The sequence below is a fragment of the Pacificibacter marinus genome, from assembly GCF_018860505.1.
Lineage (GTDB): Bacteria > Pseudomonadota > Alphaproteobacteria > Rhodobacterales > Rhodobacteraceae > Celeribacter > Celeribacter marinus_B.
Map to the genome: position 1 here is coordinate 189,249 of NZ_JAHKPU010000030.1, position 18,440 is coordinate 207,688.

At 53.4% G+C, this 18,440-nt stretch carries 24 protein-coding genes; 13 read left to right on the forward strand and 11 right to left on the reverse strand.

The window, feature by feature from the left end; translation table 11 throughout:
• Window positions 1-4: 4 nt before the first annotated feature.
• From KO503_RS11055 to KO503_RS11070, 4 genes are all read right to left on the reverse strand, one after another.
• Window positions 5-526, reverse strand: a complete 522-nt coding sequence (locus tag KO503_RS11055) for a F0F1 ATP synthase subunit B' (RefSeq protein ID WP_215991611.1) — start codon at window positions 524-526, stop codon at window positions 5-7.
• A gap of 108 nt (window positions 527-634) precedes the next feature.
• The gene (locus KO503_RS11060) at window positions 635-871 is read right to left on the reverse strand and encodes a F0F1 ATP synthase subunit C (protein WP_123792676.1); all 237 of its coding nucleotides are present in this window, start codon (window positions 869-871) and stop codon (window positions 635-637) included.
• Between the two features lie 60 nt (window positions 872-931).
• On the reverse strand, window positions 932-1,687 hold the full coding sequence (locus KO503_RS11065; RefSeq protein WP_215991612.1) for a F0F1 ATP synthase subunit A: 756 nt from the start codon (window positions 1,685-1,687) through the stop codon (window positions 932-934).
• Between the two features lie 2 nt (window positions 1,688-1,689).
• Window positions 1,690-2,070, reverse strand: coding sequence for an AtpZ/AtpI family protein (locus KO503_RS11070; RefSeq protein ID WP_215942463.1), 381 nt, complete (start codon window positions 2,068-2,070; stop codon window positions 1,690-1,692).
• 230 nt (window positions 2,071-2,300) lie between these two features.
• Here KO503_RS11070 and KO503_RS11075 point away from each other — a divergent pair, with 230 nt between their 5' ends.
• On the forward strand, window positions 2,301-2,660 hold the full coding sequence (locus tag KO503_RS11075) for an ArsR/SmtB family transcription factor (RefSeq protein WP_215991613.1): 360 nt from the start codon (window positions 2,301-2,303) through the stop codon (window positions 2,658-2,660).
• Between the two features lie 40 nt (window positions 2,661-2,700).
• Here KO503_RS11075 and KO503_RS11080 read toward each other — a convergent pair whose 3' ends face one another.
• The 3 genes from KO503_RS11080 to KO503_RS11090 all read right to left on the reverse strand — a co-directional run bounded on the left by KO503_RS11080 (window position 2,701) and on the right by KO503_RS11090 (window position 5,326).
• Window positions 2,701-3,558, reverse strand: coding sequence for a DMT family transporter (locus tag KO503_RS11080; RefSeq protein WP_215991734.1), 858 nt, complete (start codon window positions 3,556-3,558; stop codon window positions 2,701-2,703).
• Between the two features lie 40 nt (window positions 3,559-3,598).
• Complete coding sequence (locus KO503_RS11085; protein WP_215991735.1) at window positions 3,599-4,480, reverse strand: LysR family transcriptional regulator; 882 nt, start codon at window positions 4,478-4,480, stop codon at window positions 3,599-3,601.
• Window positions 4,481-4,606: 126 nt separating this feature from the next.
• On the reverse strand, window positions 4,607-5,326 hold the full coding sequence (locus tag KO503_RS11090) for a hypothetical protein (protein ID WP_215991614.1): 720 nt from the start codon (window positions 5,324-5,326) through the stop codon (window positions 4,607-4,609).
• A 186-nt stretch (window positions 5,327-5,512) separates the two neighbouring features.
• On the opposite strand from KO503_RS11090, the gene KO503_RS11095 reads away from it, so the two are divergent.
• From KO503_RS11095 to KO503_RS11150, 12 genes are all read left to right on the forward strand, one after another.
• Window positions 5,513-6,049 (forward strand): FMN-dependent NADH-azoreductase, encoded by a 537-nt coding sequence (locus KO503_RS11095; RefSeq protein WP_215991615.1) that lies wholly within the window; start codon window positions 5,513-5,515, stop codon window positions 6,047-6,049.
• A gap of 282 nt (window positions 6,050-6,331) precedes the next feature.
• A complete protein-coding gene (ffh, locus tag KO503_RS11100; protein ID WP_215991616.1) occupies window positions 6,332-7,843 on the forward strand; it encodes a signal recognition particle protein in 1,512 nt (503 codons plus the stop codon).
• A gap of 2 nt (window positions 7,844-7,845) precedes the next feature.
• Window positions 7,846-8,394 carry a GNAT family N-acetyltransferase gene (locus KO503_RS11105; RefSeq protein ID WP_215991617.1) on the forward strand — a complete coding sequence of 183 codons (549 nt, stop codon included), beginning with the start codon at window positions 7,846-7,848 and terminating at the stop codon, window positions 8,392-8,394.
• On the forward strand, window positions 8,391-8,687 hold the full coding sequence (locus tag KO503_RS11110) for a chorismate mutase (protein WP_215942456.1): 297 nt from the start codon (window positions 8,391-8,393) through the stop codon (window positions 8,685-8,687). The genes KO503_RS11105 and KO503_RS11110 overlap by 4 nt, the downstream gene beginning before the upstream one ends.
• A 44-nt stretch (window positions 8,688-8,731) precedes the next feature.
• Window positions 8,732-9,118: a 30S ribosomal protein S16 gene (gene rpsP / locus KO503_RS11115; RefSeq protein ID WP_215991618.1), complete on the forward strand. Its 387-nt coding sequence runs from the start codon at window positions 8,732-8,734 to the stop codon at window positions 9,116-9,118.
• Between the two features lie 5 nt (window positions 9,119-9,123).
• Entirely contained in the window at window positions 9,124-9,762 is a 639-nt protein-coding gene (gene bluB / locus KO503_RS11120; RefSeq protein WP_290122931.1) for a 5,6-dimethylbenzimidazole synthase, read from the forward strand.
• A gap of 77 nt (window positions 9,763-9,839) precedes the next feature.
• Window positions 9,840-10,349, forward strand: coding sequence for a ribosome maturation factor RimM (gene rimM, locus KO503_RS11125; protein WP_215991619.1), 510 nt, complete (start codon window positions 9,840-9,842; stop codon window positions 10,347-10,349).
• 7 nt (window positions 10,350-10,356) lie between these two features.
• Complete coding sequence (locus KO503_RS11130) at window positions 10,357-11,133, forward strand: hypothetical protein (protein WP_215991620.1); 777 nt, start codon at window positions 10,357-10,359, stop codon at window positions 11,131-11,133.
• Between the two features lie 39 nt (window positions 11,134-11,172).
• Window positions 11,173-12,000 carry a tRNA (guanosine(37)-N1)-methyltransferase TrmD gene (gene trmD / locus KO503_RS11135; RefSeq protein WP_215991621.1) on the forward strand — a complete coding sequence of 276 codons (828 nt, stop codon included), beginning with the start codon at window positions 11,173-11,175 and terminating at the stop codon, window positions 11,998-12,000.
• A 267-nt stretch (window positions 12,001-12,267) separates the two neighbouring features.
• Complete coding sequence (gene rplS, locus KO503_RS11140; protein ID WP_215942451.1) at window positions 12,268-12,642, forward strand: 50S ribosomal protein L19; 375 nt, start codon at window positions 12,268-12,270, stop codon at window positions 12,640-12,642.
• Between the two features lie 11 nt (window positions 12,643-12,653).
• A complete protein-coding gene (gene rpmE, locus KO503_RS11145) occupies window positions 12,654-12,875 on the forward strand; it encodes a 50S ribosomal protein L31 (protein WP_215942450.1) in 222 nt (73 codons plus the stop codon).
• Between the two features lie 225 nt (window positions 12,876-13,100).
• On the forward strand, window positions 13,101-13,913 hold the full coding sequence (locus tag KO503_RS11150; RefSeq protein WP_215991622.1) for a division plane positioning ATPase MipZ: 813 nt from the start codon (window positions 13,101-13,103) through the stop codon (window positions 13,911-13,913).
• A gap of 22 nt (window positions 13,914-13,935) precedes the next feature.
• Here KO503_RS11150 and KO503_RS11155 read toward each other — a convergent pair whose 3' ends face one another.
• The 4 genes from KO503_RS11155 to KO503_RS11170 form a co-directional block, all read right to left on the reverse strand.
• Window positions 13,936-14,289, reverse strand: coding sequence for a hypothetical protein (locus tag KO503_RS11155; RefSeq protein ID WP_215991623.1), 354 nt, complete (start codon window positions 14,287-14,289; stop codon window positions 13,936-13,938).
• A gap of 70 nt (window positions 14,290-14,359) precedes the next feature.
• Window positions 14,360-14,668: a hypothetical protein gene (locus KO503_RS11160; RefSeq protein ID WP_215991624.1), complete on the reverse strand. Its 309-nt coding sequence runs from the start codon at window positions 14,666-14,668 to the stop codon at window positions 14,360-14,362.
• Window positions 14,669-14,819: 151 nt separating this feature from the next.
• Window positions 14,820-15,773, reverse strand: coding sequence for a glycosyl transferase family protein (locus KO503_RS11165; RefSeq protein WP_215991625.1), 954 nt, complete (start codon window positions 15,771-15,773; stop codon window positions 14,820-14,822).
• Window positions 15,770-18,421, reverse strand: a complete 2,652-nt coding sequence (locus KO503_RS11170) for a nitrate reductase (protein ID WP_215991626.1) — start codon at window positions 18,419-18,421, stop codon at window positions 15,770-15,772. Before KO503_RS11170 ends, KO503_RS11165 begins: the two co-directional genes overlap by 4 nt.
• Between the last annotated feature and the right edge of the window lie 19 nt (window positions 18,422-18,440).

An 18,440-nucleotide genomic window follows, 5' to 3' on the forward strand; every position in this document is an offset into this window, starting at 1 on the left:
GATCTTACCCTTTCAAGCGCGCGTTGATCGCGGCGGTCAATGTCTTGGCATCGGCTTTGCCACCAAATGCTGCAACAAGTTCTTTGGCGGTGTCTTTGGCAACCACTTTAACGCTGTCTGCGGCATTGTCGCGGATCTCTGCGATCATTGCCTCGGATTCGGCAGCTTTCGCTGCGATCTCTGCGTCGGCTTTAGCCAAAGCGACATCCAAATCAGCTTGAATAGCTGCGCTGGCTTCGCCTGAAATACGCTGGGCTTCGGCCTTGGCCTCGGCGAGCGCTTTGTTATATGCGTTTTCTGCATCTTGGGCCTTGAGCTTGAGCTCTTCAGCAGCAGAAATGTCGTTCATGATCGTGCCAGAGCGTTCTGCAAGCACCGAAGAGATGCGCGGCAGTGCAATTTTAGACAGCACGAAATAGATCACGACGAGCGTGACAAGAAGCCAGAAAATCTGGTTCGGGAAAGTAGCAAAATCAAGCTGCGGCATCGCCACTGCTTCAGTTGCCCCATGTGTCTCTGTCGCCATGGTGTCCTCCTGGCTCTGGATAATTCCTTCCGAGGATCGGAAGGAGCCAAATTACGCTAGGGTGGATCACTTAAGACCCACCCTGCCGTAAGGATGTGTGAGTCTGACTTAGACTGCGAACATCAACAAGAGAGCAACGAGGAAAGAGAAAATCCCCAAAGCTTCGGCAAACGCCATGCCGATGAAGAGTGTAGCAGTTTGTGAAGCAGCAGCGGATGGGTTGCGCAATGCGCCCGCGAGGTAGTTGCCAGCAACATTGCCAACACCGATAGCTGCGCCACCCATGCCGATTGCTGTGAGACCTACACCGATGTATTTGCCGAGTTCTGCGATATTGCCTTCCATGGGGGTATCTCCTTACGTTGGAATTGGCTGAAAAGTAGTTAGAGTTCGAACCTGATCCGATTAGTGTGACGGATGCAGCGCGTCTTTAAGGTACACGCAGGTTAGAATGGTGAACACGTAGGCCTGAATGAAGGCTACGAGAAGTTCGAGACCATACATGGCTGTAATGGCCGCGATAGAAACGGGTGCGATAAGTTTGATGGCCGCGAATGTCGCGAAAACTTTGATCACAGCGTGACCAGCCATCATGTTGCCGGCCAAACGAATGGAGTGGCTAACAGGACGCACGAAATATGAAATAAGCTCGATCACGGCCAGAACAGGACGCAGCGCGAGCGGCGCGGATTTGACCCAGAACAGTTCAAGGAATTTCGCACCGTTTTTGACAAAGCCAAGAACCGTGACAAAAACGAACACGAGCAGCGCCAGAACACCGGTGACCGCGATGTGGGTCGTTGGCGTGAATGACAAAGGCAAGAGGCCCAAGATATTTGAGAATGCGATGAAGCAGAACAATGTCATCACGTATGGGAAGTACCGTACGGAGTCTTTGCCGCCCACATCTTCGAGCATTTTGTAAACGAAACCATATGTGAGCTCAGCAAGGGACTGGCCTTTAGATGGCACGATTGAGCGACCACGTGAGCCAACAACCAAAAGCAAAACCACACCCAAAACAGCGAGACCCATCCAAAGGGTTGCGTTGGTTACCGTGTACCAGTGAACAGCGCCATCCCCGAAAAGCGGCGTAATTCTGAACTGATCCATCGGGTGGAATGCAAGGCTGCTCTCAGTACCATGTGCTTCGGTCGCCATGTTCAATCCCTCTCGTCACCTGCGGCTTTTGCCGCGTTATCATCTACCGCAGTTGCCTGCGCATTCAGTTTCGAGGCTTCCGCCTCTTGTTCCGCTTGGATCGTCTGAGCTGTGCGCATCATCGTTTTGACGCCCGCAGCCAGTCCAAATCCAACCATCAGCACGATAAAGATGGGCGTTGTGCCAAAAAGCTTATCCAAGCCCCATCCCATGCCGAAACCGATCAACAGACCGGCCACCAATTCTATCACCATCCGCCACGCCATATTGGCCTGAGAAAAGTGTTCTTCACCGCGGGAGCTTGTTGGCTCTTGCGCCTTTTTCAATGTCGCGATCCGCTCATCCAAGGCTTTAAGCCGCTTCGGATCATGCGGGTCAGTCATCGTCAAAGCCCCTCTGGTCAGTTGCCGGCAAACTATGGCGCAGGGTGGCGTGAGTCAATACGGGATTAGGCTTTTCAAAAACGAAACAACACGTTGATATTAAACAATAATGATATTTAATGACTGCAAAGCCGCGCTTCAGACTGAGCGCAAGGGACGCATTTCAAGCCCCTTCACTATATTCAACCAAATGGTTGACCAAGAAGCCCAGCCCTCTTAACGCTGACACTATGACCCATACCAATCACGCAAAATCCCTCGACCTTGTCTTTGCTGCCCTCGCCGACCCCACACGTCGCGCGATCCTTGAGATGTTGCTGGAAGACGACATGGCCGTCACAGACGTGGCCGAACCATTCGAGATGTCTCTGGCCGCCGTCAGTAAACACCTGACACTGTTGATGCGCGCAGGGCTAATCGGGCAAGAAAAACGTGGGCGGGTGAAATGGTGCAAACTTGAACCCGACGCCATGCGTGCTGCGTCGATATGGATGCAAGGTTTCGGCCAGTTCGAAGCACTGGATTTAGATGGGCTTGAGCGGTTTTTAGAAGCCGAACTGAACGAGACTGACGACGCGCACCCCACATAGCGGGGCGGGTGAGGTCAGCGTCACTCATGCTTAGCGCGTCTTATTCCTCATGCTTCAGCAGCAAATACAGCGCCAGTATCGTCAAGCCGATGCCACCGAAAATCAAAGCAGGCGGCACGCCGTTGCCCAATGCGATTTCCCATAGGATCACCCAAGATGGCGTCAGATACGTGTAGGCCATAACCTTAGCGCTGTCCAAACGCACCGAGGCGAATGTCAGCAAAGTCGCGGTAAAAGTGGTGGCGATGATCGCCGTATACCCCATGGCGATCCAAACGATACTGGGCAGACCAACCCAATCCGTCGCCATAATGTCTGATGCACCAAAAGCGAGTGCGACAAGTGTGGTCGCGATCAAGATAAGGAAGATGAAAACAAAAGTACGCTCGCCTCGATTCAGACGCGGCACAAGCGGCGTATAAAGCGCATGTCCAACCACGCCGATAAAATAGATCATCTCGCCGCGCCCGACCTCAAACGCCAAAAGAGCGGAAATATCAGCTCGGAAAATCACCCAAAGCGCACCAGAGGCCCCGACGGCCAAAGCGAAAGCGATGCGCTTGGTGGTGATTTGGCGCATGATGAAATAGCCAAAGACCGCTGACATCAAAGGCGTTAAGGTAAACAGCGCCGAAATTGAAATAGGCGCAGCTGTTTCCAGACCTATAAACATCATAATAAAGTAAAGCGCGAACAATCCGCCCAAAATAACGTAGCGCCAAGGCGCCTGCAGCGCGGATCGCGGAATCCCGCCCGTGGCCATCGCCAAAACGCCAACAGCACAGGTCGCAATCACAAACCGCACACTGTTGAAAGCAATCGGTGAAATCGTGTCCGTTTTCATGGCCAAGCCGCCCAACGAGAAACTACCCGCCACAAGAAAAGAAAAAACGAGCATCGCCAGATGTCCGTTACGGCGCTCAAGGCGGCTTGCAGCGTCAGTCAAAGTTCCATTCCTTTGCACGTTCTTTTAGGTAGCTCAGCATCGCCTGCACTTTAGGGGTTCGGTGCAAATCGACGTGCGTCACAATCCAATTGGGCGCTTCCCAATCTGCTTGCGTCGGGAAAATCCGCGTCAGATTATCGTCTGTTGCTGCGAAATCATGACTGACAAACCCCGCACCAGCCCCAGCCAAGACAGCCTCAAGGCTTGCCTCTAAACTAGAGACACGAAAACTGATTTGTTCGGGCGACACCGTGTCACGCAGCCAAACCATATGAGGCGCACGATGCGTCAGGTCGTCAAATCCAACGAACCGCATCTCGGTGAGCATATTTTCTGGCGCAGGCATACCAAACCGATCCACATAAGATTTATGAACGAACAGCCCAAATTTCTGCGTGCCAAAAGGTTGCACAACGTTGTCAGGCTCTTGGGGTGCAGACCCCGTGCGAATCGCGACATGCGCTTCGCCGTACTCCAACCGAAACACCCGCTCACCAGTCAGATACCGCACAACCAACTTGGGGTGCAGCGCCTGAAAATCGGCCAAAATCGGAGCAATGCGACGCGAGATAAGGGGCAAGGATGTGATGATCAACTCGCCACTCACATCTTCGCCACGCCCTTTGATCCGATTGACCAGTTGGGAAAATTGATCGTCTGTGGCCTGCGCCACCTTTAACAGATCTGTACCAGCTTCTGTCGATGTGTACCCGCGCGCGTGGCGTTGAAACAGCTTGACCCCAAGGGTTTGCTCAAGCGAGTCGATATGACGAATGACAGTGGCGTGGTGCACCCCCAAAGCCTGCGCCGCACCGGACACTGTGCCCATTTTAGCAACTTGAAATGCGGTGCGAATTTCGTCCCAGTTTTCTATATTCATGACTGTCTCAAATCTGTGCGTTAACGAACGGGTCCTCCCGTTTACACGGCGGTCGTTCAAAAAGACAAGTGCGGACTATGACCTCTCGGCTGAAAGTCGCGACTGAAAAATGTCTGGGCCTCAGCGGGTTTCACCAAAGGCGCGCAGCCAAGTTGCATCAATTTTTGCGATGACATCCGCCTCAAACCGGTCGATCTGTTCCCAATACCTGCCCGATGGCACGAAATAGTCGAATTGCCGCTCAAGTGATGCGGCCTCGCTTGCGACAGCAATGTCGTATATCTCGGCCTCCACATCGCGCAACGCATCAGATTTGTCACAACGCGGATAAGGTAACACACTCTCTCCAGCACTTAAATTTACAACAGCACAGCCTTGCTGCGCCGCGCAAACTTGCAACCGTCGTGCTTTGGCACGCAGCGACACCAACGTCGGGTCTTTGCGCAGCGGGTCTGCCGCGCCTGAGCCATAAAAGTGGGTCGCGCCCGTCTTTGGGTAAACCATGTCACAGGCGAAAAATGCCAAAACATCGGGGCGAAACGCATCGAGCGCCCAATAGGCAGACGTAAACGCCATCGTGCCGCCTGCATAAACAAATCCACCGTATTTATTTTGCGCAGGTACATAAGTATCAGCACCGATTTGCAGACGTCCTTGAGGGATTTCTTGTGGGCGACGCTCTGGTGGAAAGTCCTCTGGGTGGATGAAATGCGTCCATTGTGGCACCGCTTGCCAAGCGTTGTTTATAACGACAACCGCGTCAAAACCACTGATATCCCAAGAGGCGACCTCGGGCGCGTTTGGGGCACTGCCGACGATAAGAACTGAAGTATGGGACATGATCCGTGGGGCCTGTTTGTGTTTTTAGGGAGTGTAGCTCGATCCTGCAAAACGTCTAGGCACCCCCCTGCATTCAAGGTTCATTTGCGAACGCTTTATGCGCGAGAATACCGACTTACGTCGATTTCAAAGCGTCCCTAATTCTTGTGCTCAGATAAAACGCGCCTTCAACTCCAAGGATATTTCATGACACATGTACTTACGATCAACAGCTCAGCACGTCACGCGACCTCAGCATCGCGCAAACTAACGGCGCAAATCGTTCAATCATTGAACGCTGACATAACAACGGAACGTGATCTGTCTCAATCCATTGCCCATATCAACGAGGCATGGGTTGGGGCGAACTTCACGCCTGCAGAGGACCGCACTGACACGCAAAAAGACATCTTGGCCTTGTCAGACGCATTGGTGGATGAACTGATTGCCGCGGATGTTATCGCCATAGGCCTGCCCGTCTATAACTTTGGCGTTCCTGCCGCAATGAAAGCATGGATCGATCAAGTTGCGCGCGTCGGGCGTACATTCAACTATACAGAAAACGGCCCTGTCGGAAAACTGGCAGGCAAGAAGGCCATCGTTGCTTTCGCATCCGGTGGCACCCCATTGGGCGCGGACTATGATTTTGCATCAACCTATTTGCGTCACATTCTTGGTTTTATCGGAATCACTGACGTGAGCTTTGTGACCTCGGAGGATCAGATTGCCGCGCTTGCGGCCTAATCGCACGAACCCAAACGTTCTAAGGCGCACTATATATAGGGTGCGCCTTATTATATAGAGATGCCATTGGCACAGCGCTTGACTCACCTCGCACGTCAGCGTAATGCAAGCACAACTCTCCGGAAGCACCTAGACTTCCGGTCCCATGGCATAAGCCGGGATCGCCCTCCGTCAGCGCGTTGCGCCCACGGGGGCGCTCATCGTTTGGCAAATTGTCTTGGAACGTCGCCGCCTCATCCTCACATGAGGCACATCAGTCTTTAAGGTCTTAGGAGGGCCGGCATGTTTGAAAATCTATCCGAACGCCTCTCCGGTGTTTTTGACAAGCTGACGAGCCAAGGCGCGTTGTCCGAAGATGACGTCAAAACAGCACTGCGCGAAGTGCGTGTGGCCCTTTTGGAAGCTGACGTTTCCTTGCCTGTGGCCCGCGATTTCGTCAAAGCCGTGCAAGACCGCGCCACGGGCCAAGCTGTTACCAAGTCCGTGACCCCTGGCCAGCAGGTGATCAAAATCGTCCACGACGAATTGGTCAATGTGCTAAGCGGCGGTTCTGAAGAAAACGCAGAGCTGCTCAAAGTCGACAATCCCCCTGCCCCGATCTTGATGGTCGGTCTGCAAGGTGGTGGTAAAACCACAACGACTGCGAAACTGGCAAAACGTCTGAAAGAAAAACAAGGCAAGCGCGTCCTGATGGCCTCGCTCGATGTGTACCGCCCTGCGGCGATGCAACAGCTTGAAGTCTTGGGCCAACAAATCGGCGTCGACACTCTGCCGATCGTTGCAGGCCAAAAACCTGCCGACATCGCCAAGCGTGCCAAGCAACAAGCGACCATGGGCGGCTATGACGTTTACATGCTCGACACGGCTGGCCGCTTGTCTATCGATGACGAACTGATGGCCGAAGTCGAAGCCGTCCGTGATGTGACCAACCCACGCGAAACCTTGCTCGTGGTTGATGGTCTCACCGGTCAGGATGCAGTCAACACAGCCGAAAACTTTAACGACCGCATTGGCATTTCCGGCGTCGTTCTGACCCGTATGGATGGTGACGGACGCGGTGGTGCTGCGCTGTCTATGCGTGCTGTCACTGGCAAGCCGATCAAATTCGTCGGTCTTGGCGAAAAAATGGATGCGATCGAGGAATTCACTCCTGATCGTATCGCTGGCCGTATTCTTGGCATGGGCGACATTGTTGCCCTTGTTGAAAAGGCCCAAGAGACCATCGAGGCCGAGCAAGCAGAGCGCATGATGCGCCGCTTCACCAAAGGCCAGTTCAACATGAACGACATGAAAATGCAGCTCGAGCAGATGCTCAAAATGGGCGGCATGGAAGGTCTCATGGGAATGATGCCAGGCATGGGCAAAATGGCCAAGCAGGTCAAAGACAGTGGCTTTGAAGATAAAACCATCAAACGCCAAATTGCTCTGATCCAATCCATGACCAAACGTGAACGCGCCAACCCCGCGCTGTTGCAAGCTTCGCGCAAGAAACGTATCGCCAAAGGTGCGGGTCTTGAAGTGTCAGAATTGAACAAGCTTTTGAAAATGCACCGTCAAATGGCGGACATGATGAAAAAGATGGGCAAAATGGGCAAAGGCGGCATGCTGAAACAGGCCATGAAAGGCATGATCGGCAAAGGCGGCCCTCAAGGTTTGGAAGATATGGATCCCGCGAAAATGGCCGAAGCCACCAAAGCCCTGCAAGGCGCTATGCCGCGCGGCATGGGCCTGCCTGGTCTTGGCGGCGGCATGGGTTTGCCCGGCAATCTCACGGGATTGGGTAAGAAGAAATAACCATGACCACAGCCCCAACCATAGAAACCCAACGCTTGCGCCTTCGTGCGCATGTCAGCTCAGATTTCGACGCTTACGCCGATGTCTTTGCCTCTGACCGTGCGGGTTACATGGGGCAACTCAAACGCCGTCAAGCATGGTTCAGCTTTTGCTCTGACGTGGCGCAGTGGTCTTTGTTTGGCCATGGGGCTTGGGGCGTTGAGACCTTAGAAGATCGCAAGTTTGTTGGCCAAGTGGCATTGCTCAAGCCAGACCATTTCCCCGAATTGGAATTGGGCTGGATGATGACCGCTGAAGGCGAGGGCAAAGGTTACGCCTTTGAGGCCGCCCAAATGGCGCGTGACTTTGCCTATGCAGAGCTTGGCCAAGACACGCTTGTGTCCTACATCGATCCAAAAAACACGCGATCCATCGCCTTGGCCACACGCCTTGGTGCGCTGCGCGATGATACAGCCGCGCGCCCCGATGGGGAAACTTTGGATGAAACAGTTGTATACCGCCACCCAGAGGCTTCGGCCTTGATGGATGGCGGAATGGAGGCTTACGCATGAGTGATCCAATCGCCTTGGCCCAAGAGGTCCTTAAAGAACATCGCGAGAGCATTGATCGCCTCGATGCAATCCTTGTTTACACCCTTGGTGAGCGTTTCAAGCACACCCAAGCGGTTGGCAAACTCAAAGCCGAACATGATCTTCCGCCCTCTGATCCAGCGCGTGAGACCAAACAAATTGCCCGCCTTGAGGATCTCGCAAAACGCGCAGACCTTGATCCGGAATTCGCAAAAGCTTTCCTGAAATTCATCATTCAGGAAGTTATCCATCATCACGAAAAACACCAAGAATAACCGGCACTTCGATCCGGTCCCTTACTCAATCAGGAGAATTCACTATGTCTATGAAAATTCGTCTCGCCCGCGGTGGCTCTAAAAAACGCCCTTTTTACCGTATCGTAGCAGCTGACTCACGCATGCCACGCGACGGTCGTTTCATCGAGAAACTCGGCACATACAACCCACTCTTGGCCAAAGATTCCGAAGAGCGCGTGATCATGGATCTCGATCGCGTAAAATACTGGTTGGGCGAAGGCGCACAGCCAACAGACCGCGTTGTACGTATGCTCGAAGCGGCTGGTGTTGTTGCTAAAACTGAACGTAACAACCCGAAAAAAGCTGTTCCAGGCAAAAAAGCACAAGAGCGTGCTGAAGAAAAAGCTCAAAAAGCTGCTGACGCGGCTGAAGCTGCTGCGGCACCTGCCGAGGCTGCTGCTGAGGAATAAGCCCCTTGGCCCTGTCCACGTCTTTTACCGACAACGAGCGCATAGCGCTTGAAAAGGTGATGCGATTGCGGCGCGATGTGCGGCGTTTTCGCAGCATCCCCGTCGATCCAGAGATTATGGACATATGCCTGACGAGCTTTTCTTTGGCCCCATCCGTCGGACTGTCACAGCCTTGGCGGATTGTGGATGTCAAAAGTGATAACGCCCGCGCGGCGGTTCTTGATAATTTCGAGACCGCCAACACGCGGGCGTTGCGCGGTTATACGGGTGACACGGCGAAACTCTATGCCGGATTGAAACTGGCCGGTCTGCAAGATGCCCCCATTCATTTGGCCGTCTTTTGCGACGAAGCCACCCAAAAGGGCAAAGGTCTTGGCGCAGGAACGATGCCTGAAATGCGCCGATATTCTGTCGTCTGCGCGATCATGCAGTTTTGGCTGACCTTGCGCACTCATGGGCTTGGGCTGGGTTGGGTGTCTATTTTAGATGCCGCGCGCCTGAAAGCGGATCTCGACATTGCTGACGATTGGGAATTGGTCGGTTATCTGTGTATCGGGCATCCCGAATCTGAGGGGTTGGACCCGGAACTTGAACAGCTGGGCTGGGAAGAACGTTTGCCTTGCCCGAAACTTGAGACACGGTAATCTGACGCAAAAGCCTTTTACCCAAAGCCGCACTCTCGGGTTTTGGTAAATGGCCTTAGACTATGAAAGAGCACGCTATGAGCGAACCGAGAATTATCGTTGGGGCCATCGCAGGGTCATTTGGCGTCCACGGCGATGTGCGCCTCAAATCCTTTTGCGCGGACCCACAAGCGATTGCTGACTACAGCCCGCTGTTCACCGAAGACGGCACGCGCAGCTTTGACGTAACCATAAAACAATCGATCAAGAACGGCTTTGTCGTGTCTTTATCTGGCGTCAAAACCAAAGAAGATGCCGATGCGCTCAAAGGCGTCACAGTTTTTGCAAACCGTGATCAACTGCCCTCTTTGCCCGATGATGAATATTACTACACCGACTTGATTGGCCTCGAAGTCTTTGACACTGGCGGCACCAAATTGGGCGAAGTGCGGCTTGTGGTCGATCACGGTGCTGGCGATCTGTTAGAGGTCCATGCGCCAAATCTACGCGAACCTGCCTTGCTGCCCTTCACCAAGGCCGCCGTCCCGACCGTCGACTTGGCCAGCAAACGCATTATCGCTGACCCACCCGAAGGTTTATTCGAGTAAAGAGCACATGAGCAGGCGTGTCGTCATACATGCAGGGTTTCACAAAACAGGTACGAAAACCCTACAGGCCACGCTTGCCCAAAACAGCGCATTGCTGTTGCCCCATGTTGAACTGTACCTGCAACAAGGGGCGTTGATTTCAGCGCTGTCACAAGCAGTTTTAGATTTCTCGGGCAATCGCTGCAAAGACACGAAAGCCAATATCACCGCCCATGCGCGTGCATTTTTTTCGCTTATAGACCTAGATGATCCACGTCCCGTGTTGGTCAGTAGTGAAAGCCTTGCGGGGCACTTCCCGGGGGCCTCAGGCGTAGGCAAATACGAACCGGCACCAATTGCGATGGAATTAATCCGCGATGCTTGGGGCGATGTCGTGGGCGATGCAGACGGTTTTGAGACATATTACACGACACGGCGTGAAGGATGGTTGGCCTCATGCCATTGGCAACGACTGAAAAACAATCGATCCACCATGAGCCTTGATGACTATGTCGCAAAATACGCAGCCGCAGCAGATCATGACAAGATTATCAACGATCTACGCGCCCGCTTAGGTGATCGGGTCGTTCACACCAAAGCGATAGAAGACCTCAATCATCCTATTGATCCCCTGCTAGATATTCTCAAGTTGACGCATCTGCGCTCGGACCTGATACTGCCCGAAAATGTGAATGTTTCCTTATGCGATGACGCGCGTGCGCAGCTTTTAGAGCTCAATCGTCGTAAACTTTGGGGCGAGGATTTTAAAACGGCTAGAGCGGCGATCTTACGTACAGCCCCCTAAGCCCTTTCCCTTTGCACCCTCGCGCGTCTATATGGGCCTATGAGCACAGATACACCCAACACCGCCCCTAAGCTTGCCACCAAATCCCACGGCCGTTTGGCTGTGCGCCCAACTGCGCAACCGCGCGAATTGATGCAAGACACGCCTGACATCGCGGGCATGTGGAAGGCCAAAATTATCACGCTTTTGCCAACCGCCTTTCCAGGAATGTTGGGCGAAAGCTTGACAGGTAAAGCGCTGCAAGATGGGCTGTGGCAGATCGAGCCTATTGATCTGCGTATCTTCGGCGAAGGCAAGCACCGCAATGTCGATGACACGCCTGCGGGCGGTGGTGCAGGTATGGTCTTGCGTCCTGATATCATGGGCAAAGCTGTGGACTTTGCGATGAACGGCCTGCCGACAGATCGCAAAAAATGGCCACTGGTTTATCTATCCCCGCGCGGCAAACGCTTTGATCAGGCCACGGCAAAACGTTGGTCCGAAGCTGAAGGTGTCACCCTGATTTGTGGTCGTTTCGAAGGCCTTGATGAACGGGTCATTGAACATTTTGATATCGAAGAGATATCGTTGGGCGATTTCGTTTTGACCGGTGGTGAAATCCCCGCGACAGCGATGATCGACGCCACCGTGCGGCTCTTGCCCGGTGTGCTCGGCAATGCCCAAAGCATAGAAGACGAAAGCCATTCAAACGGCCTGTTGGAACACCCGCAATATACCCGCCCCAAAGACTGGCGCGGGCATGAAATTCCCGAAGTACTGATGTCTGGTCACCACGGAAAAATCGCGGACTGGCGTCTGAAAATGGCGCAAGACATCACCAAAGACAGACGGCCAGATATGTGGACCGAATACGTCAAACATAAATAGCACAAGCCGCGCCATTCCATGCTTGTCCAAGCCACAATTCGCGCCTATACACCGACTGTTCGGGATTGGAATCAGTCACCGGACCGTTTGTGTATTGGCATTTGTGCTTTCTTCGGCACAAGATCTTGCCCCATAGCAGACGCGACAAATGAAAACGATCTGAACCCTCTGGCGGGCATCATCTGATGGACCCGATAGAAGACACAGAGCTCTGGGGACGTACACACCTTCACGGAAAATACCGTGAGCATATATTGGAGAATAGCGATGGATCTTATCGCACAGCTGGAAGCCGAGCAGGTTGCTGCTCTTGGCAAAACTATTCCAGATTTCAAAGCGGGTGACACCATCCGCGTTGGTTACAAAGTCACTGAGGGCACGCGCTCTCGTGTACAGAACTACGAAGGCGTTTGTATCGCTCGTAAGAACGGCAAAGGCATCGCCGGCTCGTTCACAGTTCGCAAAATCTCATTCGGTGAAGGCGTAGAACGCGTATTCCCGCTGCACTCAACCAACATCGACAGCATCGAAGTTGTGCGTCGTGGCCGTGTGCGCCGTGCGAAGCTCTACTACTTGCGCGATCGTCGCGGTAAATCCGCACGTATCTCTGAAGTCACCAACTACAAAGCGCCAAAGGCGTAAGGGGCACTATCATGAAAAAAGATACACACCCAGAATACCACATGATCAACGTCAAAATGACAGACGGTACAGTGGTTCAAATGAAATCCACTTGGGGTTCCGAGGGCGACCAGCTTGCACTCGACATCGACCCAACTGCACACCCTGCATGGAATGGCGGCAGCTCCCGTCTTCTCGATGCTGGCGGCCGTGTGTCCAAGTTCAAAAACAAATACGCAGGTCTTGGCTTCTAAGCCAAATACCTTTGACTGTATTACAGAAAACGCCGCTCCTTGGAGTGGCGTTTTTTTGTGGCCATGCACCAACTCTGATCTGCACGTAATGCAGGCAACAATCCCTTTTCAATTGAGCTCAGTTTCGCAATTGCTCTTGCACCAATACGGCCAACGGCGGCATATAGAGACAACGCGAAACAGGAGCGTGCGATATAAGCGCGCCGCAAATAAGGTGAATGACACGTGGCTCATATTATCATCGTAGGCAATGAAAAGGGCGGCGCGGGTAAGTCGACCGTATCTATGCATGTCGCAACAGCCTTGTCACGCATGGGGCACCGTGTTGGGGCGCTGGATCTGGATTTGCGCCAAAAAACCATGGCACGCTACCTTGAGAACCGCTTGGCGTTCTGTTTGCGCGAAGGCTTTGACCTTCCCACACCAGAATATCGCGATCTACCCGATGTCGATGCCTCTGACCTTGATGAAGGCGAAAACATGTATGACCGCCGGCTGTCTTTGGCTGTCGCGGACTTGAAAGAAACATGTGATTTCATTTTGATCGACTGCCCAGGATCACATACACGCTTGAGCCAAGTCGCCCATTCACTGGCCGACACTTTGGTCACCCCTATGAATGACAGCTATATCGATTTCGATTTGCTGGCGCGGGTTGACCCTGAAACCAATAAAATCATGGGACCATCCGTGTATTCTGAAATGGTCTGGAATGCGCGGCAATTGCGTGCCACCGCGGGACTTAAACCCATCGACTGGGTCGTCTTGCGCAACCGTCTTGGTGCGCAGAACATGCACAACAAGAAAAAAATCGGCGACGCGATGAACGATCTGTCCAAGCGCATCGGCTTTCGTGTATCTCCAGGTTTTTCTGAACGTGTTATCTTTCGCGAACTGTTTCCACGCGGCTTGACCCTGCTAGATCTCAAAGAGATCGGCGTCAAAAATGCACTTAACATTTCGAATGTCGCTGCCCGTCAAGAGGTCCGTGACCTGATGAAAACACTAGATTTACCGGGCGTTGACATTAATTTTTAGCACACCGGTCCAATAGAGAACTTCAATCCAATTGAACAGTTGTCACGGTTGATGGATCAAGACCTTTGGCTGCCATAATGGCGACAAGGTCTTGCCCTGCGTCAGTGGGATCAACCCGAATGGTTTTGGTGTTGAGGCGAATGGATTTTGGCCGGTCTTGCCAAAGGCGACGCGGATCATACTTGGCCCAATTCACGCCATTCTGAAATCGCTCTGAGATAACGCCCAAGTCAGACAAGCCTGTGTCGTGACTATTGTCCGCAACCTGCGCGAGGGATGAAAGATCGCCCGTTTTCGACGCTGCCCGAAGCCCGTCAGATTTCGAAAAAATAAAGAAAAGTGCTGCAGCAGAAAGTATCACTGCCTGAATGACCATTTTTAACATTCTATTTTTTCACCTATTCGTACCGCTAAAATCACTGTGCCCAAAAATAGTTGAGACTTCCTTACGCCAAACGCTCAAGACGCGACAAAAACGGATCTTTCTTTTGCCCGATCAAAAGGCGTCCAGATTTACTATCGTCGCAAGGCATATGGCTGTGACGCACCCCCAATACTGGACGGCTCGTACGCGAACACTGTGTTATCTGGTTTTTCTCTCGTGCTCTCTTTTCAAAATGCCGCTGGATCAATAAAGCGGCCACCGCAAAAATCATCAGGCCAAACCCGATCACGCCGAGAGCGAGACTATCCGCAGCACTAAGTCCGTTTGACCAAATTTCAAAAGAAAGCCGTGCATTTTCTAAAAGTGCCATGTTCGATCCCAATCTCATTGCTGTTGATTAAGCTTCGCAGTGCAAAAAGGCGAAAATCGGGCATGATCGCGGAAACAAATGTGGTTCTTTGCGCGTAAATTACGTCAAAGGCATCTCCAATTGGCCCCTTAGGAGTCCTTTCAAGAATGAATTATTGCGCACGTGTGGCCCACAAAGATCGTGCTGTGCCATTCGGGTTTGAAACCCCTAAAGTGTCCAAGGCCAATGCCGCAGTGCTGATAACGATCCCTTCGGCAAAAGCATCATCTGCGGTACCGTCCCACAGGTCGCGCAATCGCTTGGGGTCCGTTTCACCATCATTAAGTTTACGCGTAGCCTCTAAATCAGGGACATAACTGTGTTCCCAAGACGCACCACCGCGCAGGCCAAAGGCAACGACGTCTTTCGACGGATTACGTTCAAATTCGCCTCCGCCGCCTTTGATCACCGTCAGAGATGTCAGCGACAGCAATTTAGACGCATCCGCCTGAAGCTCGCGATATGAGGGGTGAAAGACCCCTTGCACACTGGCATCAGCGGCACCGGGGTTGAGCATCCGGCTGACTGTATTGAGGCAAGAACGAAGGTTAAAGTCGCGGCGCAACTGTAAAAGACGGTGCAATTCCGGCGCGAAGTTTTCAAGCGGCAGATAAGCGATATTTTCAGCAGTAAGCGCGGCAGTCGCCCCGCCGATATCGTCGCAGACAGGAATACCAGCATAGGGCAGCGCATCGCGAATGGTCTGGGCCGCCTCGCCTTCGCCGTTGAAGCCATGCATCAAAACGGAATGGCCTGCAGCTGCAACCAATTTGGCGGACAGCAGAAAATATGGCAGGCCACGCGTGCGCCCTGCGGCATAGCTGGGCCAATCAAGGTCAGGTTTGGGGGCATTGGGCAGGTCATCACGCAAGGCTTGGGTAAACCCCGCGATCTCATCTGCAACCTCGCCTTTCATGCGCAAGAGCATCAACAAAGCTCCGACAGATTCAGGAGCAGCTTGACCACTTAGAATGATCCGCATCGCGTCATAGGCTTCGTCACGTGTCAGCGACCGCGAGCGTCCTGGGCCACGACCTAATGTGCGCACATGGGGGGCTAATGTCATTCTGCTGCCTCTTTCGCTTGTGTCTGCGCCTCCCGTACTTTCTCAAGCAGGTCAGCAATCTCAGGTCTGCAAGAGCCACAATTCGTGCCCGCCTGCAAGGCTTTGCCAACGGCTTCGACGCTCATCAACCCATCGGCTTCAATTGCAGTTACAATCGTATTGATGCCCACATTAAAGCAAGAACAAACGACAGCGCCCGGATTTGGTTGATCCGCAGGCGACACGCCCGCAATCGCGTGTGGTGCATCGGTTGTGGGCAAGGTGGCAAGATAGTCGCGCATCACAGCCACAGGATGCTTCGAGATAAACAAAGCCGCCTTGAGCACTGTGCCATCATAAAACGCCAAACGTGCAGTGCCAGAATTTGCATCGATCATTATCTGCGCTGGCATGTCGGGCAGATCGAACATGCGACGCGCCTCGGCTTCCCAATCTTTAGGGGTGACAGCGCCAGCCAATTCCAAGCGATAGCCTGTGCGGGTTTTGGCGCGTGCCCAATAATCACAATTGGGCGCAACCTCATCGGACGACACAGCAAAGCCGTACCATTCGGCCTCAAATGGCGTCACAGCCACCACGGCGGCTTTGCTTTCCGGCTGGCCTGAGACAGGGTCAACGACAGGCGGCACAAGGGCGTCTATGCGTGCACTGGGGGCGGTCTCGCCCGTCCAATGCATCGGTGCAAACACATCGCCTTGGCGCACGCGGTCTGTGATCATCGCGCGCAAAATGCCCGACCCTGCGGGGCTTTTAACCTGCACAAGCATCGATGGTTTGATCCCTGCGGCATCTGCGTCGTTGGGGTGAATTTCTATAAATGGCTCAGCCAAATGCGCCGACAGGCGTGGCGACAGCGCCGTGCGGGTCATGGTGTGCCACTGATCACGAATGCGACCTGTGTTCATGCGCAAAGGATAGCGCTTGCCGGTTTTGGCCGCAGGGGCGCGATAGGTCAGCGGCAGCATGTTGGCCTTGCCATCCGCCGTGAAAAACTGCCCATCGGCAAAAAACCGGCCGCCTTGACGCGCATGCGTGATCGGCCAGCGCTGCGGTACAAGACTATCATAGGCAGTATTGTCGATGTCGCTCAAAGCAGAGATATCAAAGTCCTTGCCAAAGACCGTACCAAGGCGCGACATATCCGCATATTCGCGAAAAATATCAGCAGGTACTTTGAAATCAAAAGCACCGCCCCAGCCCATGCGACGGCCGACATCGGCTAAGATATCCCAGTCAGCCCGCGCTTGCCCTGGCGCCGCCATAGCGGGACGCTGGCGCGAAATGGTACGGTCCGAATTGGTGACGGTGCCGTCTTTTTCACCCCATGCACTTGCGGGCAAAAGCACATCCGCCAAGCGCGCGGTGTCTGTGGCTGCGGTGATGTCAGAGACGACAACAAAATCGCAAGATTTCATAGCCGCGACCACTTTGTCAGCATCCGGCATTGAGACAGCCGGATTGGTGTGAATGACCCAGAGCGCCTTGATGCGCCCATCGCCCACAGCCTCGAACATGTCGACGGCTTTCAGGCCCAATTTTGATGCCACATGATCTGTCTGCCAAAATTCAGAAACGGCCGCATGATGCACAGGGTTTTCGATGTCCAAATGACAGGCCAACATATTGGCCAAACCGCCAACTTCGCGCCCGCCCATGGCGTTGGGTTGTCCTGTGACAGAAAACGGCCCACAGCCTTTTGTGCCGATACGCCCCGTCACAAGGTGGCAGTTCAATATCGCATTGACCTTATCTGCACCCGCAGAGGATTGATTGACGCCTTGGGAAAACACCGTGACGGTTTTGGGCGTGTTGATCCACATATCATAGAAACGCTGCAAGGTCTCAGGCGCGAGGCCCGTGACAGTTGGGTCGCCCCCCCTTGCGGCTTGGATCGCAGCATCCGCGCCATTCACATACGTCAGATAGCTCTGATCGATAGCACCTTGCGATGCGATTTCAGCCAGCAACCCGTTGAACAAAGCCACATCGGAGCCTATGCGTAAAGGCAGATGCAAATCAGCCAGATCGCAACTTGCGGTGCGGCGTGGATCGACCACGATGATTTTCAAATCGGGGTTATTTTCACGCGCGGCCACGATGCGTTGATACAAAACCGGATGGCACCATGCCAAATTTGATCCGACCAGTACGATTTGATCTGCTGCCTCCAAGTCTTCATAGGTTCCGGGCACTGTATCTGTGCCAAAAGCACGTTTGTGCCCCGCCACGGTAGAGGCCATGCACAGCCGCGAATTGGTGTCGATATTGGCAGACCCGATGAAGCCTTTCATCAGCTTATTGGCAACGTAATAGTCTTCGGTCAACAGCTGGCCAGAAACGTAAAATGCAACGCTGTCAGGCCCGTGTTCTGCGATGGTCTGTTTAAACTTTTGCGCTACCAAATCTAACGCTGTGTCCCAATCGGTGTCTACGCCGTCAATTTGTGGGGACAACAAGCGGCCCTCATGCGACACGGTTTCGCCCAAAGCAGAGCCTTTCGAACATAAACGCCCGAAATTGGCAGGATGCTCAGGATCACCGCGCACAGCTAACCCGCCTTGATCGTCAGGTTTAAGCAAAACACCGCAGCCAACTCCGCAATAAGGACAGGTGGACCGCGTTTCGTTTGATTGGCAAGGCAGTGTCATTGTAGGCTTTCTTGAATCA